The organism is Gemmatimonas sp. (assembly GCF_031426495.1).
GTDB lineage: Bacteria > Gemmatimonadota > Gemmatimonadetes > Gemmatimonadales > Gemmatimonadaceae > Gemmatimonas.
In genome coordinates this window covers 1-23877 of the sequence record NZ_JANPLK010000067.1, presented here as the reverse complement: position 1 = coordinate 23877, position 23877 = coordinate 1, and the positions used below count along the sequence as shown (strand labels likewise).

Genomic DNA, 23877 nt, shown 5'->3' with positions numbered 1-23877 from the left:
GCGCGTCCCTGAATTGCCTCTCATCTTGAATCGACCGTGACTATTCCAGCCCCGTCATCCCCAGCCTTCATGCCTCGCGACGTGCTCGCGTCGATGAAGGAACGCGCCCCCGTGGAGCTCGCATCGTATGCGCTCACGGCGGTGATGTTCGTGCTGCTCTTTGCGAAGCCGGCCACGCTGATGTTCGACGCGTGGTGGAACGACCCCAACTCGGGCCACGGCCTGCTGCTGGCGCCGCTATCGCTGTACTTCGCCTGGAAGAGCGGCATCGTGGAAGGCTCGAAGCCGCAGCGTGTACTTGGTGCGGCGATTCTGATCTTCGCGGTGCTGTTCCGCTATGCGGCCGATCTCGCGGCCGAACTGTTCGTGATGCGCGGCTCGATGCTGATGGCGCTGGCGGGGCTTACGGTGTGGTACGCCGGGTTCAGGCAGCTGCTGCATTGGTGGCTGCCGTTCACGCTCACGGCGCTGTCGATTCCGATCCCGGAAGTGATTCTGAACACGGTGGCGTTGCCGCTGCAGTTCATGGCGTCGAAGATCGGCGCGGGGTTGCTCAAGTGGCGCGATATCCCGGTGATGATGAATGGCAACGTGATTCGTATTCCGGGTCAGGAACTGTTTGTTGCCGAAGCGTGCAGCGGGCTTCGTTCGCTCACAGCATTGCTCAGCCTCGGAGTCTTGCTCGGTGCGATGTTCCTGCAGAAATGGCCAACGCGGTTGCTGCTGATTCTCGTCGCGATTCCGATCGCGATCGCAATCAACGGCTTTCGTATCTTCCTGACCGGATTCTTAGTCTTGTTCGTGAGCCCGGAAATGGGGGAGGGCTTTATGCACACCAGCGAAGGCATGATGATGTTTGGCGCGGCGTTCGTGATAACGGCCGGCGTGGCGTGGCTGCTTGGTTCGGTAGAGGCCAAGGTGCTTCGCCGCTATCAGAGTACCGTCTGATGCGTTTCCTCAATCTTTTTCCTGTTGTCGTTCTCGGCGCCGGCGTCCTCCTGATCTCCGGTATGCGCGAACAGCATGCAGTCGAGCCTCGGACGCCAATGACCAAGATCTCCAAGGCGTACTTCGGCTTGCCTTCAACTGACCTTGTCGTACCTGAAGAGGAGCGCAAAGTCGCTGGAATGACTGACTACGTTATGCGCTCCTTTGGTCCGGATTCTGCTGCTGCATTCAGCGTGTACGTTGGCTACTACGATCGACAGGTTCAGGGAAAGTCAATTCATTCACCCAAGAACTGCCTACCCGGCGCAGGCTGGGAGATCATGGAGACTGCCCGCCTTCCATTAGGGGCGGCGTCACCTGATGCCACCGTGAATCGGGTACTTCTTGCCAACAAGGGTGTTCGCGCGCTGGTGTACTATTGGTATCAGGGTCGCGGCCGCGTGGAGTCCAGTGAGTACGTGGTAAAGTGGAACTTGATGCGTGATGCGGCTCTCTACGGGCGCACCGAAGAGGCTCTGGTTCGGATCGTGGTCCCGATTACCGGTCGTAGCGATGCGGACCTGAAACAGTCGATTGCCAAGGCCGACGAGCTCAGTAAGACGTTGGTGCCGGAGCTCGTAGCGGAGGTTCGGAAAGCGATGCCCTCCAGCCCTTCTGAGAAGGCCTCGTGAGCGAGGGTAAGTCCGAAGATCGCGGTTTCTCTTCTGCCGACTGCATTCTCGTCACCGGTGGGTCCGGCTTCATTGGGACGCATCTCTGTGCACAATTGCAGCGGATGGGACAGCGGTACGTTATTCTCGACCTGCATGCGCCGAGCGCTTCGCTGCAGCCCGAGCGGTTCGTACGCGGGGACGTTCGGAATTCACTCGCAATCGACGCGGCGATCGAAGGTTGCTCGTCGGTGCTGCACCTGGCTGCCGCGCACCACGACAGCGGCATCTCGCGCGATACCTATTTTGGAGTGAACGAAGGGTCGACGTCGCTGCTGATCGAGGTGATGGCTGCCCGGCAGCTCCGCCGGATCTGCTTCTTCTCGTCGGCCGCGGTATACGGTGAAGCGGACGTTTCCCGCACCGAAACGCATGAACCGCAGCCCAGCGGCGCGTATGGCGCGAGCAAGCTGGCGGCCGAGAAGTTGTTGCGCAGCGCTGCCGCGAACGGCACGATAGACGCGCTCATCATCAGACCGACGGTAACGTTCGGCCCTGAGAATTTCGCCAACATGTTCTCGCTGATCCGCCAGATTGACGCCGGTCTCTACCTGCAGGTTGGCGAATCGAAGAACATCAAGAGTCTGTCGTACGTGCACAACCTGGTTTCCTTCACGCTGTATGCCTGGGCCAGGCATGGCTCCGGCGTAGAGGAATTCAATTGGGTGGAGACTCCGGACCTCACGAGCAGCGACATTGCTCGAGAACTCGCAGATGCGCTCGGGCGCCGGATTCCACCTGTGCGACTGCCCTTGCAGCTGGCGTTGCTGCTGGCAAGGCCCATCGAGGTGATCGCTTCGTTGACCGGGAAAACACTGCCGGTCACCAGAGCGCGCATTCGGAAGATGGCCGTGGACCAGACTCAGTTCAGTGCTCGCAAAGCGCTCGATTCGGGATTCTCCCCGGAAGTCTCCTTGCGAGATGCCCTGCGGCAGACGGTCACCTGGTATCGCAGCACGGGGAAGGACGCGCCTCGTCGACGCCTCGTTCCTCCCCCAGAGATTGACTTTGCCGTGAGTGTCAGCCGGTGAACGGCGCAGCCGCCGCAGTCGCGCCGTACCCACAGGCGTCACGGGCCGGAGCCCATCGCCCGCGGTCACCGTACGCGGGCTACTGGACTGCGTCGTGGATCGCCTCGGTGCTCGCGCTCGCGTTCATCATGATCCGGGCATCGGAGTTTCTGGGCCCGCTTCAGCGCTTGAAGCCGGTGTTAACCCTCTCGCTGCTGCTGCTGTTCATGCACCTGTCGAAGTCGGGACGTGCGGCGTGGCAGTCCGTGTGGTCAAACGTGACGTTGAGACTGGCCGTTGCATATTCCGTCTGTATCGGGCTGTCCGTACCGTTCTCAATCTGGAGAGGGCAGTCGGTCGAAACGATGATGACGGTGCCGTGGGCGTTGATTCTCGTTGCGCTGCTCGGTCTCACCACGCCCCGGCTGACGGATTTCGACCGCGTGATACGGCTTGCCGCGTGGATTGCGGCGCTGTTCGGTATTGCACTCGCACTTCAAGGAGACGTGGTCGAGGGCAGTCGTATGACATCACGCGGCAGCTACGACCCCAATGACCTCGGTGCGCTGTTCGCGACCATGTTCCTGTTCGCGGTTGGTGCGAGTACGCGTGGGACGACCGTTGCGAGGTTGGTGTCCGCGCTGTCCGCTGTGGTGCTTCTGACGGTCATGATGAAAACCGGCTCGCGCGGCGCATTGATCGGGCTCGCGGTGGGGCTGCTGGTTTTCACCCTCGCCTACCGGCCCCGCAAGTTCATGATGATCCTGGTGGCGATCGTGATCATCGGCCCGCTGAGTTGGCCGCTCGTTCCGCCCGTGACGCGCGAACGCGCGGCGTCATTATTCGCTCTGGAAGACGACTACAACACCACGAGCAATTCGGGGCGTGTATACCTCTGGAAGCGCGGCGTGGTGTTCGCACTGAAGAACCCCGTCGTCGGGATCGGCGCCGGCACCTTCGAAGTGCAGGTTGGTGAGGATTTCCGCGAGCAAGGCACGCGGGGCGCGTGGCACACGGCCCATAATACCTACGTGCAGGTGTTTGCCGAGCTCGGAATGGTGGGTGGCATGCTGCTGCTGGCACTGCTCTGGCGCGGTGCGCGCAATGCGGCCACGCTCTGGCACTGGAAGAAGAAGGTGCATCGGCCCGAGCTGCTGGCGGCGCTGGCGGCATACGGCACCGCGATCGTATTCCTCTCTCACGGATACAGCTACATCCTCTGGGGGATGATTGGCATTGCGGCGATGACGGAGCAGTTGCTCCGGGCAAGCGCGTCCCGGGCTCCCTCAGCAAGCGGAACCGCGCGGGCGCAGCTCGCATTCCGAAACGTTCAGCCACGAAGTGGTTTCAGCGCAGCAGGCGCATCTCGCTCGGTATTGCCCCAGTATCGTGAGCGATAGTCCGGCGGGAGTGCAGGGAGGGCTGATCAGGCGCGACGAGCACGATTCTGCGGAGGTCGAACGACGTGTGCTCAATGGCACGTTCTGGATCGTTGCGTCTCGTTGGGCATCGCTACTCGTCACGTGGCCCGTCACCATTGTTCTGGCGCGATTGCTTTCGCCCGCCGACTACGGCTACCTCGCCGTGGTGGCCGTCTTCACGCGGTTCGGCAGGATCGTCGCTGAGGCGGGCGTGTCGAACACCGTGCTGCTCGGCCCTCTGCTCAGTGACAGGCGATACGCACGGCTGCATGGATGGTCGCTGCTGCTTTTTCTGGTGGTGGGAGGGACGATCGCCGCGTTTGCGGTGCCGATTGAACACGTCTACAAAACTCCCGGACTACGGTGGGTGCTGCTGGCGCTGACATCGTCCTTCATGCTCGAAGGACTCACGCTCCTGCCGATCGCACGAATGCGACGCGGCGTACGATTTCGGGAGCTGGCCGTCGCCGACACCGCGCGCGTGCTGTGTGACGCAGGCGCGTCGTTGCTGTGTGCGATCAATGGCTTTGGATACTGGTCACTCGTGGCAGGATATCTCGCGGGGCATGCATGTCACGCGATGTTCATCTTGCACGCGGCCGGTATGCGGCCAGCCTGGCCTTCCACGCGTGGGTTGAGCGAACCCCTGAGCAATGCGAAACGCCTTCTCGTAGCCTCAATCACGAATTTCGCGGCGGAAAGCTCTGATGCGTGGGTCGGCGGTGCCGTTGTGGGTGCTGCCGCCCTTGGCGGCTACACGTTTATGATGTCTCTTGCGCGCTCGCCCATCGAGAAGATTGCGGGCATCATCGCATTCGCCTCTGGCACGCTGCTCGGAAACTTGCGCGCAAACACAGCGCGAATCGGGCAAGCGGTCTTGCGACTTGCACGGATTACGTCACTCCTGATTTTTCCCGCCTTTGCCGGAATCGCATTGGTGGCGGATGATCTCGTTCTCGGCATTCTCGGACCGAAGTGGCATCCATTCGTGCTATCGCTGAGAATTCTCTGCCTCTTTTTCGCGATGCAGCCGCTGCATTCGGCATTGGACGACGCGGCGATAACTCTTGGACATTCCAAAGCATCCGCGATGAATGGAGTCATCTCGCTCCTGATTCTGCCGGTCTCATTCTTTGTATTCGGGCGCTATCTCGGCGCAACCGGACTTGCATTGGCCTGGCTCGTACCGCGGCCCATTCTCATCGCACGACTTCTCCTGCTCTTCAACCGGACCACGGGACTGCGACTCTCGTCCTGGATTTCATGCTTCCGGGAGCCGGTGTTAGGTGTACTGCTGATGGCGCTGGTCGTGAGCGGGGCGCAGCGTCTGCCCGGTATGTTGGCGCTTTCTCATCTGCCACGCCTCATCTTCCTGTCCGCCCTTGGCGCCACCGTGTACGCAGCCTTCTTGTTGATTTTCGCTCGAGCGGACGTGTTGTGGCTTCGAGGCCTTATCAAACGGTGAGGAAAGGGCGGCAGGGTCTCGCGACTTTACCTCACTAGCGGGCCGCAAGCGTTTCAGTCGTTCTCTCCCCTATCAACGACGAGACGGCCCGTTCGATTCCCTGCCGATACGCGTCGATGGAGAACAGCCGCTCAACCCGCTGTCGTCCGGCGTGACCGAGCGCAGTACGAAAGGTTGCGTCGGACATGAGTCGACGCAGATGCGCTTCCAGTCCATCGACGTGGTCCGGCTTGAAGAGCAGTGCCGTAACGCCTGGTTCTACGACTTCACGCAGCCCGGTGCAATCGGTGACAACGGAGGGGAGGCAGCATGCGGCACCTTCGATGACCGAGATCCCGAGGCCTTCTTCAACCGACGCAAGCGCGTGAATATCGAACACGTGCTGAAAGAAGGGCAGCGTGTCCTCTACGTAACCCGTAATGGTGACTCGCTCGTTGAGTCCTCGCGCATCTACCTCCGATCGGAGCGCAGCCTCCATCACTCCGCCTCCGACGAGCACCAGGTGCGCCTGCCTGTGATCGGCAGCCACGCGCGCAAAAGCGTCGAGCAGCAGGAGCGGACGTTTGTGTGGAACGAGCGCGCCGACTTGACCAATGACAATCGCATCGCTGGCAATGCCAAGACTCTCCCGAAGTGACGGGTCCCTGACGGCAGCCGGCTGAAAGCGCGTCGTATCCACGCCGGCGTACACCACGGCGCCGCTGACGCCCACCTGCGCCTTGCTGACGGACTTCGTGTACTCCGAGGTAAACACCGCGGCGGTGGCCCACGGGAAAAGCCAGCTGTACAGATAGCGTCGGTTGGCGGGGTGGTGAAGATGGCACAACACCGGAATGCCATGCAGGCGCCCCAGCGGCACCGTCAGCTGGCATGGTCGCCCACCATTCACATATATCGCCGCAGGCTTGAAACGCCTTATGGAGCTCGAAAGCGAGCGCCAGGCGCGCGCATACGCTACGACCGGAAGGGATACATACCGTCCATCCAGCATGAACTCGGGAAATTCAAAGGGCACGATCTCCCGCACCCAAGGAATCACTTCGTCGTCGAGGCACGGGTCGTTTCGCATCAGCACCACGGAGTATCCCGCCTTGCTGAGTGACTTCGCACTTTCAATCAGGCATCGTTCGGATCCCCGTAACGAACTGCCGCCCCAGTGCATGAACATCACGGTCGTCATGAACGAGACACTCCCAGAAGATTCGCCAGAGGCATAGGGACACCGAAACGCACTGCGGAGTCCGCCGCAGAAGGGAAACTACTCGACCGCGAGTAAACCCGCGCTGGCTTCGCATGCGTGCGAGCAACGCCCGTTCGGGAGATGCCAGGGGCGGCGCGCTTCACCTGCCCGTCTGCGTCTGATACACATCACGTACCGCGCTCGCGAGGCGAGTGGTGTTGAAAAGATCGTGTGCACGGTCTCTCCCTCTCGCCGCCACGTCGCCGCGATGTTGCGAAGAACTGGCCGCCGACTGAATCGCCTGCACGAGTGAATCAACACTCGTGGGGTCTAAGAGAATGCCACAGGAGTCCGAAACCAGTTCGGCGGCACCGCCCGCATTGGCCGCGACAACACAGACGCCAGCGAGTTGCGCCTCGACGATGACGCGACCAAGCGGTTCCGGGCTGATTGACGCGTGCACGCTGATGTCGATTCCGTTCAGGAATTCGTAGACGTTGTCCGTGTGGCCAACGAGTTCTACGATCCCTGAGAGACCCAGTTCTCTAATGGCGCTGATGAGGCTTTCCACGTACGACTCCTGACCAGGTACCGTTCCACCTGCGATGCTGAAGCGGAACGCTCCGGGGGAGAGCTGATTCAGCGTGGCGGCGGCCTGTATCAAGAGGCGATGCCCTTTCCATTCGGTGAGCATGCCGTGCATGCCGACATGAAGCACACCAGTTGGTATGCGTTCCTGCGTCGGCCTCGTCGGCGCCAACACGACATCGTAAATCTGGCGTACGCGGTCTGCGTTCAACTGAAGTGTCAGCAGGTGATCGCGAACGGCCTTTGAGATCGCGATAACAGGTGCCTTACCCAACAGTCGCTTGGCGAGCTCTAGCTTTTTTGAGGGAGCCTCCCACCCACGCTGATGGACCACCAGCGGAATACGTAGGACTCGTGCGGCAATCATCGCGGCCACGTTCAGACTGAGGCCATTGTTCACATGAACGATGTCCACCTTGTGCGCTCTCGCCGCGCGAATGACGGCAGCGATCCACATTATCTGGAACTGAAGATCCCTCAGGTATCCCATCGCACGCGATGCTGGCCCAGAATACTCCGCCGGCGCAACACGGATTGCCCGAATACTGCTTGCCTCGATTGCAAAAGAGGACAGCACAAACGCTTCGACGTCCGTCATGGCCGCCACGAGTTCCAACAAGCTCTTGGCAGAACCTCCGAAACCTAAAGCCATCTCCACAAAGAGAACCCGGATCTTCGCGGCATTTGGCAAAGCTCCGGATCGGTATGTGATCGGTCGATCCGGGTCCACGTCGTTCACGCTCACTCGAATGTCAGGGGATAGTCCTTCTTGCTCGCATCGTTCGGCATATCGAGAGCGGCCACTGGATACTGAAGAAACGGTGCAGCCAGGAAGTCCTCTGCCGTCAGCAGGTCGCTGCGAAGGAAGGTGATCTCGAGAACTTCCGGCACCTGCGTGCCGGGGATCAACGGCATGTAGTTGTTGCCGTGCACGTGCACGACGGTAAACATCCCGGTCACCTGCGCGATCGCTGTCTCGAAGTCCTTCCAGCGTTTTCCGCAATCATGGAATTCCACGATGATCGCGACGATTTCTTTGGCGGAACCGAGTATCTCGGGGAGCACGGAATATTCCCCACCTTCGATATCCACCTTCACGAGAATGGATCGGGGTTGGCCACTGTCGGCGCTCAGACGCGCGAGCGCGCCACGCCACGTAATGCCGTTGGGCGACGGTTCTGCCGAAACCATCTTCTTTACGAACCGCCGGTCATTCGAGGAAAAAAAGCGATAAAAGTTGACCGCTGTTGCCGCGGACCACTTGGATTCCAGCAGCGCGCGCCGCGCTCCGGCGACGTTCCCACTCACGAGCTGTGTCAGCCCGTCCAAAAGTGTCTTGACGGCGACGATGCCGAATCGGGTGGCGGAAACTGATCCGTCGATGGCGAGGAGCCGAATCGACGGATTGCGGCGAAGCACGTCCTCCTCAAAGCTCCAGTCGTCACTGATACCCATCCCCACCAGATGGGTACACGTTACGACGGCCCGGCCCGGCATGACGTAACCACCGTCGATCGCTCGACCCACGCGAACAAGGTCGGTCACGGGTTGAGGTCGGACACTGGCGAGACTGACCTGCGCTAAGGGTAGCTGATTGTTGAGCTGTGCCATCTTTTGACTGACTGGGAATAAGGCATTGACCCGGCATCACCTGGCTAGGTCGTAAGCACACCGAGAGAGAATATATCGCGCGCCGGAGCTCGCGCGTTGGCCAAGCGGGTGCTTACTCACAAGCTCGACCTTCGCCACAGCGAAGGTCGAGCTTGCTTTGAGACACCGCATCGGATCCTGATGGCGATCGATCAACCAACCGCTAGCTACATCCGATCTGTCGAACTAACGTGCCGAGCGCCAGAAGAAGTAGCGGTAACCGGTGGTGTACTGCTGATTGAACTGTTTTGAACCGGGAAGGAACTGACCCCGAACACCACCGTTAAACACCGAGTCAGCCTTCTGCTTGAACGCCGCTTCGCCTGTCTGCGCGTAAACCCATGCAAAGCTGTTCACCACTAGGTTATTAAGCTCGGCATACGAATTGGGATCAGTCGAACTCGGTGGGCAACCTGGCGCGTATTCGACGGCCTGTGTCGCCACTTTCCACCGGCTCCACATGTAATCGGTGGACTTTCTGACCTTGAGCAGAATCGCCGCGTTTGCGCTGTGATGCGTGAATGCCTGAATCAGTGCTTCGTTGAGCATGCCGTCCATGTACGTCAGCGATCCACTGTTGGGTGAGCAAATTGCAGGGTATCGCCACGCACCGTCATCCGCCTGCAGGCCCAGGATGGTCGACACAAGTGTCGAGATTTCAGCAGATGTCGCGGTCGCTTCATTGCCACGTGCCTGCAATCGCCAGCCCCACAGCTGCGCCATCAGCGTACGAGCCAGAATACGGGACTCGATGTCCGGGTGGCCCACAATTCGGGCGTTGTCACGGAAGTAGCGCAGTCCTTCGGATACACGGCCCACCGCAAAGCGCGATTTCTCATCGCCGGTCAATTGGTAGTGAATGGCGATGCCATCCATCTGCGACCAATGCGGTGACGTCCCATAATTGTTGGCCTCGAGATAGTTGGTGCGATAGGCGAGCATCTGCCGCGTGCCTCTCACCCAGTACTCGGGATTTCCGGTTCGCACCCAATGCGCATAATAGACCTGAGCGCGATCGTAGTAGTTCTGCTCCCATACATCGCCAGACTGCGCCCAATGCTGATCGGCGTACGTCTTGAAATCGACGTCGAACTTCGCCGCGAACGTCGAAATCGAAGTGGTCGCGGCCACAGTAAGCGTTGGCCCAACCAGATTTGTCCGCACGAGGTAGTCCGGATCCGACGGCAGAATCAGCCCGCTCGGAAGCGATGGATTGTCCGTCTGTGCCGGCAAATCAGCCAGCGTGCGTGTCGATCCGAGCACGATTTCGGCCGCGACGTTCGTTCCGGCCGAGAGCGTGTACGGGAACTGCACCAGGATTGTGGCGAGCGATCCATCCGGATGGCGCCCGCGCAGCGAGGAGACGAAAATCCGCTGCTCTGTTCCGGCCACGAACACGCGAACCGAACCGAGATCGGTGTCTCGCAAAGCACCGGGGATCAGCGGAATCCCGCTGGAAACTAGAACAGTGCCGGAACCGGCGGATGTGCGCGTGAGCAGCGCCGCGATGCGCGTGCCGCCGACTGGCGGTGGCGGTGCGACGGTTGCGGTAACCGTTACCGGAAGTTCCCCGATCGCCCCAAGCGCGTCAACGACGCGAATCCTGGTCTGGCCCGCCGTGAGCGCCGTAATAAGACCAGTGGCGCTTACAGCAGCGATCGAAGGATTCAGCGAGGTAAAGGAGACGGAGCCAGCGGCATTCTGCACGACCGTGCGAGCCGTGTCTCCCACGGCCAAGCCAAAGCCTGCCGAATTAAACCGAAGTGCTGCGGGCCCCGTGCCCACAAACACGTAAAAAGAATCGGTGCCCGCTGCCGTGCGCGCGGTGACATAAGCCGCACCATTGGCGACTCCTGTCACTACGGCGTACTGCCCGCCATTTTGCTGGGCCGCGACGGACGCCACGGTCGCATTCGACGACCGCCAGACCGGTTGGGTCGTCGAGCGCGATTTCGTTCTCGCGGCGGGCGATACCCATAGCGTCGTTTGTTGCCCGATTGACATCGTCGTTGCTTCACGCATCGTTGCCGATGCGACGTCAACGGCAATCGCTTGCGATTTTTCTGGTGCAGTGATCGCCGTTTGGTCAGCGCAGCCACTGATCAGCAAACCTGCACTTATGGCAAGGATCATCCTGTCGGCACTCCAATTTCGTCCCACCTACCCTCCAGAGCGTTTTGGCGGCTCGACCGGCACGGCGTCCCCCTGAGGGTTTTCGCCGTAGCCTCGTAGCTTTGCGTCGCCGACTTTCGTCGCCTATGCCGTATTTCGGCCCACAGGGCAGGGCTCCGATAGCGGAATCCTGAACCGACCTGAACCGAAGGGTTGACGAATGCCACGGCAGGTGGCAACCAAGCAATCCCGTGGCGTGACGCCAACCACAAACTGAGTGACTTTCTGCAGGAAAAGTGGGTCCGAAATCACAAGGGGAGGTTATCGCGAGCTCTCGTAAGGAGTTGCACTGTCCCAACTTCACGTCTCCGCAAGAAACTACATTTCTCCTCCGGCGACCGAACCCTCGCTGGACATTCTTTAACAAGAACGTTCTTCCGTCTGACCCAAAAAACAACCTCACGCGGCCTTTCGAACGAAGCCGCACGAAAGTTCAGTTTATCCGACCTCGTCAACATTTACGAGCTGCTGTGTGAGAGAAGCTACCGTAGAAGATTCTCATTTTAAGGGCGCGGGGGACTCTTTGCGGACCATGACTCGGCAAGCGCCGATTTCGCTAGATGGCGCCCGCCCGTTTCGCTCCAAGCCGATCACCCATTTCGGGCGAAACCGATCCACGGTGCGCTGAGCCCACGGCATCCGACTATGGCCTACGTTTTTTGACCGTTCATTCGAAAAGACGGGGCGCCCGCAGAGGGAGACTCCCCCCCCGCTGCGACGCGAGCGTTTGTTCGATCAGCATAGCGAGTCCGGTTTGGAGAGGGCGAGGGGTGATCATCGACGAACAGATCCGTGAGGGTCGTGTCGTAGTAGCGAGGCCCGCGGATATGCCCGTGCGACGCGGCGGGCGCGTCGTGATCGCCGACGATTCGAGCGGGACGGTCCCGAGGTTCGCGTCGAGCATCGAATTGACGGAGCGAGAGGCGACGGTGCCGGCCGCGACGGCGCACGCGCACGTCGCTTTGAGGCCGAAAGCGTCGTCGCGGCTGAGCAGCGCAACCAGGCCGAGACAGGCGCGACAGCTCTGCTCGGGATGCGGTAGCCGGCGCAGCGAACCCTCGATGACCTGGCCGGTGGCGGGGCCATTGCTCGCGCCCTACGCGATTAAGCGCGACGGCGACCACTCGAGCGGGCGTTGATGCGCCCTCGGCTGCGCTGCACTTGGCTTGGCGGCGTACCTGCACAGCAACTCGAGCACCACGAACGCACCGATACGGTCATCGATGGCGTGTGACACTTTGCGGATGTTCAGCATCTCTATGACGCGTGCGTCGATCACGCCAGCTTCGCTGATTTCGAGATACGCCATCGCCTCGGTTTTGTTCTTCACAAATGTCGACCTGCAGGTCAGTGATCTTCGACGCGTCCTCGCGCTCTGCCGGCTTGACCAGGTGATTCGGCTACGCGCCGATCACGTCAGCGTTGCGTCTGATGAAACGCATGCGCTGCGCGGCGAGTACCTGCGGATTCCAGCCGCCGATTAGGTCGAAGTAGGTAGCCGTTCTCGTCGACGCAGGTGACGATGACACCGATCTCGTCGATATGACCGGCCATCAGAATAGTCGGGCCACAGTTGCTGCCTACGCTGGCGAGGCTGTTGCCGATGACTTCGGCCTTCGCGGACAAGAACGTGGCCGCTTCGGCACGCTAATCGCTGGCCGACGCGCCCTGCTAGCCCAGCGGACCGGGCGTATCGAGCAGGCGCTTCAAACGCACTACAGACAAGTTGGAAAGCATCCGTGAAAAAATGGCGCTATTCTTGTCCTGATGATCCCCCTGCTGATCGTCATCGGAGTCGGTGCCAGCGTGCTCTCCGATATCTCCGGCATCGGCGGCGGCATCCTCATGGTGCCGCCGCCGATTCACCTGGCCAAGCTGCCGTCGCAACGGGCCGGCGTCGCGTCACTCGCAGCTTTCGTACTGCCTCTGAGCGCTGCCCTCGGAGCGTCGACGTACTACCGTACCGGCCACCTGCAGATCAAGGACGGCCTGCTCATCGCAATCGGCATGACCGCCGGCGCATTCTTCGGCGCCCAGATCGCCATGCACGTTGATGCCGTGGTCACGTTGATGCCGTGGTGATCATGGCGGACGTTCGCGGTGCTGATGGCGGGGATGGCGGTCAAGCTGTGCGTGGAGTGATGTTGAATTAGCTCCCCTCGATCGCCTGCAGAATGTTGCCGTGCTAACTTGTCAAGCGGAGGCTTCTCTGCCAAAAGTTTGGCGATTTGTTGTCGCCAAGAGGTTGGTCAAGTTCCGGTCCGAAGGTGTTCACTAATGTTCCGCGCTCTGGAACCTTTGTGCAAATTCGGCAATTCAAGCTGGTTAATCGTTGATTCCGCGAAGCTTCGCCTTCACGGTTAGGGACCATCTCAAGGACTGGGCTCATGAACATACAAGAAGCGCGACTGACGATGGACGAACTCTGCCGCGATGCGCAGAGTGTGGCCGACCAGCTTCTGGCGAGCATGCCGCCTCAAGCGGGTGCGGCAGCTAACGAATTGGCCGACTTGATTAAGCGAAACATGGTCGGAGCAAAGTACCACCAAATTCCGGAGCAGGCGTTTCGCTTTGAGTCAGAGATGCCGTCCTTAGCTCCAATCGTTGCAGCGCAACTGCTTGCGCAACTCGGCAAACGTTACGCAGATGAGAGGATCCCAACATCAATCATTCTGCAGATGACACGGCAGGGAAAGAGGATTTTGGGCAATCTAAGAACAGCACAGGCGAGTGATATCAGTTTCCAAAATGATGCTTTTCAAAAGGACTTGGCGATGTGCATCGGTGAGGCTTGGCCGTGCGTTGCTCAGGTAGTGGAGCGCACCGCTGGCATTCCCCGTCGACTGTTTTTCAAAGGAGATCTGCGGCAGGCGCTTACGCTAGGCCGGAATGTCCTCGGAGATATGAAGGTGAAGCCCTATTACGAAATTCACACTCATACGCCAATGTTGGATGGCTTTACAAAGGAAGGTTGGGACCAGTGTTACTTGCTCGTAGCGGACCTCTTAAGCGCGGATGCCAAATGTCTCGGAATGCTCGGCGCGAGCTGGTTCTACGATCCAGACGTATTGCCGATCAGCCCGAGGCTGGCTTATCTCCGCGAGATACCTGAACAAGGGGGAGCCTTCTTCCTTCGCTGCGGGTCAAGCGAAAAGGACGCAGGCCTCGCGACTAGTACCTCGGCCACTCGACGCGAGGCGTTTGAAAGTGGTAGTTATAAACCAACGAGCTACATGCTAGTTTGGCGGCGCGATGCCCTCCTTCGATGGGCAGAGGTTTCACGTAGCAAGCGAGTCCTCAATGAGACGTGAAGCAAAGCTGACCTTTCTACAAGCCGCAAAGGCCGCGGGATTATTTGAGTCAGCGCGAAGGCGGACTCGACACGGTGTTCGTTTTCTTTGTTACCACGGGGCGTGGATGGGCGCGCCGACATTCTCCGGCGATAGCATGTTCATCCAACCAAAAACCTTTGCAAGTCGGTTGGACCACATCAAGAGATTGTCGTATCCAGTAGTGTCGTTACACGAAGCAACGATGGCGCTTAGGTACAACAGTCCCCTTCCTGACTGTGCGACCGTTATAACCATTGACGACGGATGGTACAGCACCGCGGCGCACATGGTTCCGGCTCTAGAGGCGCGAGTGATGCCGGCTACTGTTTACTGCGATACAGCACACTTGCTCGCAGGCGGGCCAATCTGGCACGTTATGGCGAACTACCTCCACATCGGTGCCGGCAGGCCACTTCTAAGAGCGGAGGATCAAGAACTCCTGGCGGAGGCGACGAATGCAACGTTTCCCCTCGCGCGGCGTGAAGATGCAACGAGGACGTTCGGCGCCGCTCTAGGTATAGACGTGGAAATACTGGTTGAGTCGCGCGCATTTGGCTACATGACTTCTGGTGAAATCAGTGAAATCTATCGGCGCGGCGTGGTCGATGTACAACTCCACACACATTCACACTCTCTGCATGACATGAGCTCTGCATCCGTGCAGCGAGAAATTGACATGAACGCCGTTGCTTTGTCGACGATTCTCGGAGCGGAGGCAACCAGCTTTCGTCATTTCTGCTATCCGTCAGGCAGGACCAGTAGGGAAAGTGAAATTGCACTCGAAACGTTGGGGATTCTTGGCTCTACTACGACGCGGCCCGGACTCGCATTTCCAGGGTCAAATTTGCAGGCACTTCCGCGATTTCTTGACGGGGACAATGTTCACACAATAGAATTTGAGGCGGAGCTCTCTGGATTCATGTACTTGTTGAGGAATGCTGTCGGGTGGTTAGCAAAGGGACGCTGACATCTTGCATTCTGTTCTGCAAGTATTACGCGACATCCATGTTGTGACGTGACCCCCGAAAGCTGATCCAAGTATTATGTCAGTCCTCACCAGGAGGACGGATGCGGAAGAGCCGGTTCACGGACGAGCACATCATCGCGGTGCTGCACGAGTGGGATGCGGGAGCGAAGATGGTTGACCTCGTCCGCAGGCACGGGGTGACGGAGCAAACGCTCTATCGCTGGAAGAAGAAGTACGGCGGCATGCAGGCGACCGAGGCCAAGCGACTGAAGGCGCTCGAGGAGGAGAATCGGCAGCTGAAGCGGTTGGTGGCGGATCAAGCGCTCAATCTGCAGGTCGTGAAAGACCTGCTGGGAAAAAAGTGGTGACGCCCGAGCAGCGGCGGACGGCCGTCACCAGCGCCATGAAAGCCGCCGGGATTTCCGAGCGACAAGCCTTCCGCTTTACCGGCTTCTCCCGTTCGACGCAGCGCTACGCCGCGCGACGTGCCAGCGACACGGTGCTGCGCGAGCGGCTGCACACCCTGGCCCTCCTGCGACCCCGCTGGGGCTATCGCCGCTTGTACCGGCTGCTGCGTCGCGAGGGCATGACGGTGAATAGGAAGCGCGTGCAGCGCGTGTACCGCGAGGCCGGCTTGTCGGTGCGGCGTCGTGCGCGGAAACGGGTCGCCGTCGAGCGCGTGCCGCGAAGCATGCCCATCACCGTGAACATCCGCTGGAGCATGGACTTTGTCAGCGACGCCTTGGCCGATGGACGGAAGATTCGTGCGCTGTTCATCGTGGACGATTTCAGTCGCGACTGCCCGGTCATCGCGGTCGACCGTTCGTTGCCGGGCGAACGAGTCGTGCGCGAGCTGGAGCAGGTCGCGCGGGTGCGCGGCTATCCCGAGGTCATCGTGTGCGACAACGGCCCGGAGTTTCGGGGCGAAGCACTCGCCCGCTGGGCGCATCAGCATGGGGTGACGTTGCAATTCATCGAGCCAGGCAAGCCAGTGCAGAACTGCTTCATCGAGAGCTTCAACGGCAGGCTTCGGGACGAATGCCTCAACGAAAGTTGGTTCGTCAGCCTGGCGGATGCCCAGCGTACCATTGAAGCATTTCGACTGGACTACAACTCCGTTCGGCCGCACAGCGGCCTCACGGGATGTACCCCCAGTGAGTTTGCCAACAGACACCAGCAGAAAATGGTGCTACACTACCAACCCTCCGACTGACAGAATGGTTGGATCAGTGTTTGGGGTCACGTCACCCGCAGGCGCTGCCTCAGCGGTTCCTGCGGTGCCGCCACGCTCGCGTAGCGCACGCTGGAGCGCGCGACGCCACCAGCCGCACACGCGGTCCGTTCCGAGACCGCATACGCCTCCTGCACCCAGCGCACCCACGTCCGCCGCTGCGCTGGGTCTACCATTTTTTCGGGGCGAGTCCTGCAGCATCGTTTTGTCGAGGCTCAAGTCGGCGAACAGCTGCTTAAGCTTCCGGTTCTCCTCCCGGAGCTGGCGCAGCTCGCGGATCTCCGGCGTCCCGAGCTCGCCGAACTTCTTTCGCCATCGAAAAAACGTCTGCTCCGTCACCTAGAGCTTACGGCAGATGTCCACTATGGGCGTCCCTCTCTCCGCCTGCCGCAGCGCCTGCGCGATTTGTTCCGGGCTGTACTTGCTGGTCCGTATCCGCTGTCCTCCGCCCCCGTCCGGGGCTCATGGCCAGCGTCTATCGTACCGCCATTTTGTGAGTCCCGCTGGATAAGGATTCGGGGGGCAGACCACGTCACATCGAGTGCGCCGGTTGACGGGGGATCTCGCGCATGCCAGTTTTCCCTCGAAGAACTCTCAATCCGACGTTATTCTGTTGTATGTGGCGGCCCAAACGATTTCGTGTGCTGCCCAAGGCGGCACAAAAGGCTTTTGCGATGTCCGTTTGCCCGACATCCCTTCCTATCCCTACTCCGGTGGAGTGATCGTGTCGCTCGAGTTGAACACAGTGGTTGCTAACGCTCTCCGACTCGACGTGTCCGCCGTCAATGACGATCTCGGATTCGGAAAGACGCCGGAGTGGGACTCCCTGAACCACGTCACTCTAATGATTGCATTAGAGTCAGAGTTTAATGTTACTATCTCTGACGACGATGTTGTTGAACTCACGGATCTTTGCGCAATCCGAAATTTTATTCGATCCCACAGGCCAGCGCCTGAGGCTCGATGATGCGCGGTCCGCTGGACGCTGAGGACTCCCGCTCTCTGCGCACCGGCTTCCTGTCAAGTGTAGCACGGTACCCCGAACGGTTGGCGCTCACGGTAGATGGTGAAAATTTCACCTATGCGGAGCTTGATACACGAGCCCGTCGCATCGCTGGGTTGATTGTTGATCGATTGGGGTTCGCCGCTTCACGCGTGGGCATATTCGCGAGCCGTAGCATAGAAGCTTACACAGGTACGCTCGCTGCGATGTACGCCGGCGCCGCCTTCGTTCCGCTGAACCGACGCTTTACCGTAGCGCGGACAGCCGCGATGATACGCCGTTCACGACTTGACGCGATAATTGTTGATGCCGGCTCGGCCCCGCAGTTACATGACGTGCTTGCCGGCGTGGAAAAACCGCTACTCTTGATAGTGCCTGATGGTGCAGCGTTCGAGATCGCACGAACGCTAGACCATAACGCCAGCGGAGAAGACGACCTACGCACTGCGCCGCCTCTTCACGAGTTGCCCCCGATGGTGCCGGACGACATTGCTTACCTGCTCTTCACCTCTGGCACAACTGGAGAGCCGAAGGGCGTCGGCGTTTGTCACAGTAATGTAGTTCACTATCTGGATGTCGTCGCCGCGCGCTACGACCTCGGTCCGAATGACCGCTGCTCCCAGCTCTTTGATCAGACATTCGACCTCTCGGTTCATGACTTATTCGCTACGTGGGGCGCGGGCGCTTCATTGCACGTCCCACGGCCCATTGATACGCTCGCGCCGGTGCGGTTCGTCAACTTCCGAGAATTGACGTCATGGTTTTCCGTCCCCTCAGCCGCGGCCCTCGCGTTCAAGAAGGGGATGCTTAAGGTAGGTTCGATGCCCTCATTGCGACTAAGTCTTTTCTGCGGTGAGCCGCTTCCCGCGGCGCTCGCGGACGCATGGCAGACCGCTGCGGGCAACTCGCGCGTGGAGAATCTGTATGGCCCCACGGAACTGACGATCGCTTGCTTCAGCTACCATTGGCGCGCTGATGTTTCGCCTCAAGAATCCGTGCAAGGAATTGTGCCAATCGGCCGCCCATTCCCTGGGCTAGCCGCGCTGCTTGTTGACGACGCCCTCGAGCCTGTTGGCGAGGGCCAGAGAGGAGAATTGCTCGTGTGCGGCCCGCAGACTACGCCAGGTTATTGGTCCGATGAGGAGCGTACACGCGAGCGTTTCGTTACGTTGCCTGTCGCGGACACTGTTGAGAAGCTGTTTTACCGCACTGGCGACCGAGTGGAGCGTCTTCCCACTGGAAATTACGCGTTCATCGGTCGCACGGACAACCAGATTAAGCTGCTCGGCTTCCGAGTAGAATTAGGTGAGATCGAGGCCGTGCTGCTCAAGGGGGAAGGAGTGGGACAAGCAGCGGCGTTAGGATGGCCGATTGTAGACGGGTCGGCGCAGCGGGTTGTGGCGTTCGTGTCGGGCCGCGGCGTTAACGTGGATGCCCTACGCTCGGCAGCACGTACGGAGCTCCCTGACTACATGGTGCCCGAGCGGTTCATCATGATCGAGGACTTCCCAGTCAATGCAAACGGCAAAATCGATCGTCGCGAACTCGCTCTCTGGTTGGAGCAGGGCACGTTAGAGTGACGGTACCGGTAATCAACCCTATTGCGCTTCGCATGGCGTCGGCTGACGACGTGGAAATGTTGGCGCGTCTCGCACGACTCGCGTCAGCTGCGCACGACGCTTTCGTTTTCGACGACGCGGAAGTCCAAGAAAGATTCTATTCTGGACTGATTGATGCTCAGGTTGCTGAGTTCCAGCCTCGCTTCTCAACGGTCGCGTGCGATACCGCCGGAAAATTGATCGGCCTCCTCGCGGTACTTACCGCTGCAGAGTTAAAGACAGTGCGTCTGAAGGGAGCAATGTGGATCGCTCGGTCCAAGCTTGCGGCATCGGAGCCCCAACTCGTCCGTCGACTGCAACTCGCCGCTTCAGTGGGCGTGCGTCTGCAATCAACCGACTCGTACCTTAGCCGAATCGCCGTGCTGGCGCACTGTGGCATCCCGAAAGTCGGGCAAATCCTCCTTGCGGCTGCTATTAGCCAGGCACGCTCGTCAGGTGCCGTGCGACTCGTACTCGACGTATCCACGGATAATTGTCGCGCTCGCAAGTTTTACGATCGCGCTGACTTTCATGAGATCGGCCGCGCACGCGTCGAGGATGCCGCCTCTGGGCGCACACTCGAATTTCTGCACCTCGCGCTCAGAGTGAGCGACATTTCGGCACTTCCTTCTCAAAGTGTTCCAAATGTCAGCTAGTTCTACGTCTCCAGCTTCGCTTCTCCGTCGCGGCCTTAGGTCACCTAAGAGCGGCTTATTGTTCATTTTAGCGACGACCAAGGGACACTATTACAAGCTTTTGTACCGCGTGCTCGGTCGGCGCTTCACGGCCGGCCCCGGGTTTCGAGTATTTGGCAGCCTATCAATCAAAGGCCCTGGGCGCGTGGAATTTGGCAAGAACGTTACGGTGTGGCAGCACGTCACGCCGTGGACTCACAGCGTTGATGCGTTAATAACAGTTGGCGACAACACGCGCCTTGCGGGCGTGCGTATGGGATGCGTTGATGTTATCGAGATTGGTCAGGACTGCATTGTGGCCGACTGCAGAATCATGGATAGCGACTTTCATAGCACCGCCGTTAACCGCCACTCCCCCGACGCTCCCGTCCGGTGTGCCCCCGTGCGTCTCGGTCGCAATGTATGGGTTGCTGCCGCAGCAGGTGTGCTTCCCGGCACAACTATTGGCGAAAACTCCGTCGTCAGCTTCGGCTCAGTCTGTTCTGGCAGTTTCCCACCCAACGTGATTGTGGTCGGCAATCCCGCGCGCATCGCGGGGAAGGTGACCGATTGAACCGCCCCGGGATTACAGGAGGCTCCACTTTGTGAGAACTTGGAGCTATGGCGAAATCCCGAGCGCATCGATTCAGTCCTGAGGTCCGTGAGCGGGCCGTCCGATTGGTCCGCGAGCAGTTGCCGCACCATCCGTTCCAGTGGGCGGCCATTTCGGCGATTGCACCGAAGTTGGGCTGCACGAAGGAGACGCTGCGGCGGTGGAGGCGGAGCAGGACGCCGGTGAGCGGTCCGGTCCGACGAGCGGTGACGCGGATCGCCTGGCCGCACTCGAGCGCGAAAATCGTGAGCTGAAGCGAGCGAATGACATCCTCCGCAAGGCGAGTGCGTTTTTCGCGGCGGCGGAGCTCGACCGCCTCACACGCTGATGTACGCGTTCATTGACGAGGAGCGCGCGCTGTACGGTGTCGAGCCGATCTGCCGCGTCTTGGCGATCGCACCGTCCGGCTACTACACGTATCGTGCACGCCAAGCAGATCCGACGCAGCGTTGCGCGCGAGCGCAGCGCGACGACGACCTGCGCGAGCAGGTCCAGCGCGTGTGGGAGCGCAACCGCGGCGTGTATGGCGTGCGTAAAGTGTGGCAGCAATTGTTGCGCGACGGGCAGACCGTGGCACGATGCACGGTCGCTCGGCTCATGGCTGTCATCGATCGCGTGAAATTCCCCAGGTAGCGATCGTGTGGTATTCCCCACCCCTTCTGCGGGAGCTGGGCGATGACAGCAGGACCTGGGGCGTGGGACGGCAGGACGACCGAGTCTTCGGCGGCATCTTTCGGGCAGCCTTGGCCCGGAGTGGAGACGATGGTGACGGAGACGGTGGTGGAGCAGGTCGTCCAAGCCTTGGCCCGCGGCGAGGGCGTGTCCTCCATCGCGCGGGCGTACGGTCTCGACCGCAAGACGGTCCGGGCATGGGGCCGGCGCGGCGCGTATGTCGAGCGAGCGGCTCGCCCGGCGGTGTCGCTGCTGGACCCGCATCGGGCATGGATCGCGCAGCGCGCACCGGAGGTCGACTTCAATGCCACCGTGCTGCACCGTGAGCTGTGCGAGCAAGGCTTCACGGGGTCGGTGATCATCGTGCGCCGCGCGATCGCGCCGCTGCGGGCCACCGCGACACCGATGGCGACGGTGCGCTTCGAGACGGGGCCAGGCGAGCAAGCGCAGGTCGACCTCGGCCAAGTCCGCGTGTGGATCGCCGATGTCCAGGTGGCGGCGCAGATCTTCGTCATGACCCTCGGCTTTTCGCGCCGCCTCTTCGCGGTCGCGTTTGCGCGCCAGCGGCTGCGCTAGTGGCTCGGTGGGCATGAACTCGCCTTCCAGCATTTCGGCGGCGTCACGGACCGCATAGTCGTCGACAATGCGCGCGCGATGGTACTCGCGCATACGCGCGGCAACATCACGTGGCATCCGACCTACGCAGACTTCGCCGGCTACTACGGCTTTCGGCCGTGGGCGTGCGCACCGTATCGGCCGCAGACGAAAGGCAAGGTGGAGTCGGGCGTGAAGTACGTGGCGCGCAATGCGCTCGCCGGCAAGCGCTTTCACTCGTGGGCGCATCTCAACGCGTGGCTGGTGGAGTGGGCCACGACCGTCGCCGATCAGCGCGTGCACGGCACGACGCATGAGCGGCCCGCCGATCGCTTCGCACGCGAAGCGCTGACCGCGCTCGACGGACGTCCGCCGTATGCGTTTGCGCACGTGCGTGAACGCGTCGTGGCGAATGACGCGCTCGTGAGTATCGACGGCTCGCGTTATAGCGTGCCGGCGCATCTCGCGGGCACGACGGTGACGGTACGCGAGCACGCGACCGACTTTACGATCTGGCAGCAGGACACTCTGGTGGCCACGCATGCGCGCCAAGGGCGTCAGCAGGTCGTGATGGTGCCCGCGCACTATGCCGGCCTCCTGCGCGTCGACCGCACGCCGCTCGCGGCGATGCCCCCGCAGTACGATCCGCGGTACGTCACGAGCGGCGACGTCGCCATACGCGATCTAAGCGTGTACGAGCGCTTCGCCGCGTCGTCGAGCACCGAGGTGGCCGCATGAGTCGCGATCCGATCTCGCCGATGGCGGAGCTCGAAGTGCTCGGCACCCACTGCCAGCACCTGCGTCTCACGCGCGTCGCACAGACGCTGCCGACGCTGCTCGAGCAGGCCGCGCAGCAGGAGCTGAGCTACAGCGCGTTTCTGCAGTCGGTGCTCGAGACCGAAGTCGCGGCAAAGATAGAAAAGCATCAAGCGATGCGCGTGCAGATGGCGCGCTTTCCTTTTCACAAAACCCTCGACGGCTTCGACTGGAAAGCGCAGCCATCGATTGATCCGAAAGTGATCAAAGAGCTCGCCACGATGCGCTTCGTCGCGAACGGCGCCAACGCGCTTTTGCTCGGTCCAACGGGTGTCGGTAAGACGCACTTGAGCGTCGCCCTCGGCCTCGAAGCGTGTCGCTTAGGGCTCCGCGTGATGTTTACGACCGCGGCCGCGCTGATTACCACGCTCGGCAAAGCTCTCTACGAGAATCGTCTCGAAGAGCGTCTCAAGATCCTCACGCAGCCCAAGCTCTTGATCATCGACGAAATCGGCTACATCCCCATCGATCGGCAGGGCGCGAATCTCTTTTTCCAGCTCGTCAGTCGACGCTACGAACGCGGCGCCATCCTGCTCACGAGCAATCAGAGTCTTGGGGCGTGGGGCGAAGTCTTCGGCGACGCGGTGATCGCCAGCGCCATCCTCGATCGCCTGCTGCATCACGCCACGACGGTCAACATCAAAGGCGACTCCTACCGGCTCCGCGAGAAGCGCAAAGCGGGGCTCATGAAATCCACTCTCACCCCTCACTCCGAGGCGTGAGATCCACCGGGTGGGGAATTTGAGACGATCGCTACCTGGGGAGAATCAGACGATCATTGACACATGGCCGCCGAGGGCCTGCGTGGCGTCGTGCGGGGCCAGCGCCATCGCACGACGATCGCCGACACCTCGGCGGAGCTCGCGCAGGATCTGGTGCAGCGGCAATTCCACGCCGAGCGTCCCAATCAACTGTGGGTCGCGGACTTCACGTACGTCGCGACGTGGCGCAGCTTTGTGTACGTCGCGTTCGTGATCGACGTGTTCTCGCGTCGCATTGTTGGCTGGCGCGCGCACACGACGATGCGCACGGATCTCGTACTCGACGCGCTGGAGCAGGCCTTGCACGACCGTCTCCTCGATGGCGATCTGGTGGTCCACTCGGACCGCGGATCGCAAGGCGGATTCAATCGGTCGTCGCAACACCTTCAACTAAGAGGTGTGTATGGGGCGACCCGCAGGATGGATGAAGGAATTGACCGGGAGGGAGGCAATGCGCTCTCCGGGGGCTCCC

20 protein-coding genes, 3 pseudogenes, 1 riboswitch and 1 other annotated feature are annotated in these 23877 nt (G+C 60.6%); of the genes and pseudogenes, 16 read left to right on the top strand and 7 right to left on the bottom strand.

From position 1 onward, the window contains the following. Positions 1 to 69 precede the first annotated feature (69 nt). Genes RMP10_RS16825 through RMP10_RS16805 form a run of 5 tightly spaced genes read left to right on the top strand, consistent with a single transcriptional unit; the run spans position 70 to position 5554 of the window. Positions 70 to 948, top strand: a complete 879-nt coding sequence (locus RMP10_RS16825; protein WP_310571329.1) for an exosortase/archaeosortase family protein — start codon at positions 70 to 72, stop codon at positions 946 to 948. Beyond that, complete coding sequence (locus RMP10_RS16820; protein ID WP_310571328.1) at positions 948 to 1619, top strand: exosortase C-terminal domain/associated protein EpsI; 672 nt, start codon at positions 948 to 950, stop codon at positions 1617 to 1619. Before RMP10_RS16825 ends, RMP10_RS16820 begins: the two co-directional genes overlap by 1 nt. Then, entirely contained in the window at positions 1616 to 2689 is a 1074-nt protein-coding gene (locus tag RMP10_RS16815) for an NAD-dependent epimerase/dehydratase family protein (RefSeq protein WP_310571327.1), read from the top strand. The genes RMP10_RS16820 and RMP10_RS16815 overlap by 4 nt, the downstream gene beginning before the upstream one ends. After that, the gene (locus RMP10_RS16810) at positions 2686 to 4068 is read left to right on the top strand and encodes an O-antigen ligase family protein (protein WP_310571326.1); all 1383 of its coding nucleotides are present in this window, start codon (positions 2686 to 2688) and stop codon (positions 4066 to 4068) included. Before RMP10_RS16815 ends, RMP10_RS16810 begins: the two co-directional genes overlap by 4 nt. Beyond that, positions 4058 to 5554: an oligosaccharide flippase family protein gene (locus RMP10_RS16805; RefSeq protein ID WP_310571325.1), complete on the top strand. Its 1497-nt coding sequence runs from the start codon at positions 4058 to 4060 to the stop codon at positions 5552 to 5554. The genes RMP10_RS16810 and RMP10_RS16805 overlap by 11 nt, the downstream gene beginning before the upstream one ends. Before the next feature lie 34 nt (positions 5555 to 5588). Here RMP10_RS16805 and RMP10_RS16800 read toward each other — a convergent pair whose 3' ends face one another. From RMP10_RS16800 to RMP10_RS16775, 6 genes are all read right to left on the bottom strand, one after another. Continuing rightward, the gene (locus RMP10_RS16800; protein WP_310571334.1) at positions 5589 to 6716 is read right to left on the bottom strand and encodes a glycosyltransferase family 4 protein; all 1128 of its coding nucleotides are present in this window, start codon (positions 6714 to 6716) and stop codon (positions 5589 to 5591) included. Positions 6717 to 6894: 178 nt separating this feature from the next. Then, entirely contained in the window at positions 6895 to 8061 is a 1167-nt protein-coding gene (locus tag RMP10_RS16795; protein WP_310571324.1) for a glycosyltransferase family 4 protein, read from the bottom strand. 2 nt (positions 8062 to 8063) lie between these two features. Continuing rightward, positions 8064 to 8849 carry a hypothetical protein gene (locus RMP10_RS16790; protein WP_310571323.1) on the bottom strand — a complete coding sequence of 262 codons (786 nt, stop codon included), beginning with the start codon at positions 8847 to 8849 and terminating at the stop codon, positions 8064 to 8066. Positions 8850 to 9158: 309 nt separating this feature from the next. Next, positions 9159 to 11105: an Ig-like domain-containing protein gene (locus RMP10_RS16785; RefSeq protein ID WP_310571322.1), complete on the bottom strand. Its 1947-nt coding sequence runs from the start codon at positions 11103 to 11105 to the stop codon at positions 9159 to 9161. Between the two features lie 43 nt (positions 11106 to 11148). Then, a riboswitch (cyclic di-GMP riboswitch) is annotated at positions 11149 to 11245 on the bottom strand. A gap of 995 nt (positions 11246 to 12240) precedes the next feature. Continuing rightward, positions 12241 to 12474 (bottom strand): hypothetical protein, encoded by a 234-nt coding sequence (locus RMP10_RS16780; protein WP_310571321.1) that lies wholly within the window; start codon positions 12472 to 12474, stop codon positions 12241 to 12243. An 86-nt stretch (positions 12475 to 12560) separates the two neighbouring features. Continuing rightward, positions 12561 to 12770: a hypothetical protein gene (locus RMP10_RS16775; protein WP_310571320.1), complete on the bottom strand. Its 210-nt coding sequence runs from the start codon at positions 12768 to 12770 to the stop codon at positions 12561 to 12563. A gap of 141 nt (positions 12771 to 12911) precedes the next feature. Here RMP10_RS16775 and RMP10_RS16770 point away from each other — a divergent pair, with 141 nt between their 5' ends. The 3 genes and pseudogenes from RMP10_RS16770 to RMP10_RS16760 form a co-directional block, all read left to right on the top strand. After that, positions 12912 to 13226, top strand: coding sequence for a TSUP family transporter (locus RMP10_RS16770; RefSeq protein WP_310571319.1), 315 nt, complete (start codon positions 12912 to 12914; stop codon positions 13224 to 13226). Positions 13227 to 13531: 305 nt separating this feature from the next. Continuing rightward, a complete protein-coding gene (locus RMP10_RS16765; RefSeq protein WP_310571318.1) occupies positions 13532 to 14455 on the top strand; it encodes a hypothetical protein in 924 nt (307 codons plus the stop codon). Positions 14456 to 15544: 1089 nt separating this feature from the next. Further along, positions 15545 to 16608 (top strand): annotated as a pseudogene (locus tag RMP10_RS16760) (IS3 family transposase); the annotation flags it as partial. A 74-nt stretch (positions 16609 to 16682) separates the two neighbouring features. Here RMP10_RS16760 and RMP10_RS16755 read toward each other — a convergent pair. Further along, entirely contained in the window at positions 16683 to 16850 is a 168-nt protein-coding gene (locus tag RMP10_RS16755; RefSeq protein ID WP_310571317.1) for a hypothetical protein, read from the bottom strand. 787 nt (positions 16851 to 17637) lie between these two features. On the opposite strand from RMP10_RS16755, the gene RMP10_RS16750 reads away from it, so the two are divergent. From RMP10_RS16750 to RMP10_RS16715, 8 genes and pseudogenes are all read left to right on the top strand, one after another. Next, positions 17638 to 19257 (top strand): amino acid adenylation domain-containing protein, encoded by a 1620-nt coding sequence (locus RMP10_RS16750; protein ID WP_310571316.1) that lies wholly within the window; start codon positions 17638 to 17640, stop codon positions 19255 to 19257. 32 nt (positions 19258 to 19289) lie between these two features. Then, the gene (locus RMP10_RS16745; RefSeq protein ID WP_310571315.1) at positions 19290 to 19931 is read left to right on the top strand and encodes a GNAT family N-acetyltransferase; all 642 of its coding nucleotides are present in this window, start codon (positions 19290 to 19292) and stop codon (positions 19929 to 19931) included. Positions 19932 to 19989: 58 nt separating this feature from the next. Further along, complete coding sequence (locus RMP10_RS16740; RefSeq protein ID WP_310571314.1) at positions 19990 to 20523, top strand: acyltransferase; 534 nt, start codon at positions 19990 to 19992, stop codon at positions 20521 to 20523. Between the two features lie 47 nt (positions 20524 to 20570). Beyond that, positions 20571 to 21162, top strand: a pseudogene (locus RMP10_RS16735) (IS3 family transposase); the annotation flags it as partial. Then, positions 20848 to 20964 (top strand) — a sequence feature (AL1L pseudoknot). (Overlaps the previous pseudogene by 117 nt.) Positions 21163 to 21324: 162 nt before the next feature. Beyond that, positions 21325 to 21810, top strand: coding sequence for a helix-turn-helix domain-containing protein (locus tag RMP10_RS16730; RefSeq protein WP_310571313.1), 486 nt, complete (start codon positions 21325 to 21327; stop codon positions 21808 to 21810). A 78-nt stretch (positions 21811 to 21888) separates the two neighbouring features. Continuing rightward, positions 21889 to 22566, top strand: coding sequence for a hypothetical protein (locus RMP10_RS16725; RefSeq protein WP_310571312.1), 678 nt, complete (start codon positions 21889 to 21891; stop codon positions 22564 to 22566). Between the two features lie 20 nt (positions 22567 to 22586). Next, the gene (gene istB, locus RMP10_RS16720) at positions 22587 to 23366 is read left to right on the top strand and encodes an IS21-like element helper ATPase IstB (protein ID WP_310571333.1); all 780 of its coding nucleotides are present in this window, start codon (positions 22587 to 22589) and stop codon (positions 23364 to 23366) included. A gap of 72 nt (positions 23367 to 23438) precedes the next feature. Next, positions 23439 to 23762, top strand: a pseudogene (locus RMP10_RS16715) (DDE-type integrase/transposase/recombinase); the annotation flags it as partial. Positions 23763 to 23877 lie beyond the last annotated feature (115 nt).

Excerpts from the sequence above, each read along its gene's own strand:
- RMP10_RS16825 (WP_310571329.1), top strand. The coding sequence starts at position 70 with ATGCCTCGCGACGTGCTCGCGTCGATGAAGGAACGCGCCCCCGTGGAG.
- RMP10_RS16820 (WP_310571328.1), top strand. The coding sequence starts at position 948 with ATGCGTTTCCTCAATCTTTTTCCTGTTGTCGTTCTCGGCGCCGGCGTC.
- RMP10_RS16800 (WP_310571334.1), bottom strand. The coding sequence starts at position 6,716 with ATGCACTGGGGCGGCAGTTCGTTACGGGGATCCGAACGATGCCTGATT.
- RMP10_RS16785 (WP_310571322.1), bottom strand. The coding sequence starts at position 11,105 with ATGATCCTTGCCATAAGTGCAGGTTTGCTGATCAGTGGCTGCGCTGAC.
- RMP10_RS16770 (WP_310571319.1), top strand. The coding sequence starts at position 12,912 with ATGATCCCCCTGCTGATCGTCATCGGAGTCGGTGCCAGCGTGCTCTCC.
- RMP10_RS16765 (WP_310571318.1), top strand. The coding sequence starts at position 13,532 with ATGAACATACAAGAAGCGCGACTGACGATGGACGAACTCTGCCGCGAT.
- RMP10_RS16755 (WP_310571317.1), bottom strand. The coding sequence starts at position 16,850 with ATGGTAGACCCAGCGCAGCGGCGGACGTGGGTGCGCTGGGTGCAGGAG.
- RMP10_RS16750 (WP_310571316.1), top strand. The coding sequence starts at position 17,638 with ATGATGCGCGGTCCGCTGGACGCTGAGGACTCCCGCTCTCTGCGCACC.
- RMP10_RS16745 (WP_310571315.1), top strand. The coding sequence starts at position 19,290 with ATGGCGTCGGCTGACGACGTGGAAATGTTGGCGCGTCTCGCACGACTC.
- RMP10_RS16730 (WP_310571313.1), top strand. The coding sequence starts at position 21,325 with ATGGTGACGGAGACGGTGGTGGAGCAGGTCGTCCAAGCCTTGGCCCGC.
- RMP10_RS16725 (WP_310571312.1), top strand. The coding sequence starts at position 21,889 with ATGGTACTCGCGCATACGCGCGGCAACATCACGTGGCATCCGACCTAC.
- istB (WP_310571333.1), top strand. The coding sequence starts at position 22,587 with ATGGCGGAGCTCGAAGTGCTCGGCACCCACTGCCAGCACCTGCGTCTC.